General features: G+C 62.0%; 1 protein-coding gene. It reads right to left on the minus strand.

Going from position 1 to position 389, the window contains the following annotated elements:
• Positions 1 to 387, minus strand: a 387-nt coding sequence (locus AC0L3J_RS37600) for an Hpt domain-containing protein (protein ID WP_473350459.1), incomplete at its 3' end; no start/stop codon positions are given.
• Positions 388 to 389: the final 2 nt, after the last annotated feature.

Below are 389 nucleotides of genomic sequence, written 5' to 3' on the forward strand. Positions count from 1 at the left end.
CATGGCCGCCATGCCCTGCTCGACCATCGCTTCCAGCTTGTCGATGAGATCGCGGTCGGTACCCTCGGGCTCGGCTTCGGTCGCCTCCAGCCCGGCCAGAATTTCCTTGATGCGGTCGATCGAGGACAGGATCACCGTCACCGCCTGCCCCGTCACCGGCATGCCGTCACGGAATTTGCCCATCAGCGTCTCGCCGGCATGCGCCAGCGCTTCCAGGCGCGGCAATCCGAGGAAGCCGCACGTCCCCTTGATGGTGTGGACCAGGCGGAAGATGTTATCCAGGATCTTGGCGTTGTTCGGCTCCTGCTCGAACTTCACCAGCTGATTGTCCACGGTGTCCAGGCTCTCGCTGGTTTCCGTCAAAAACTCCCGCAACAGATCATCCATGA

The organism is Bradyrhizobium sp. Kon37 (genome assembly GCF_055807535.1).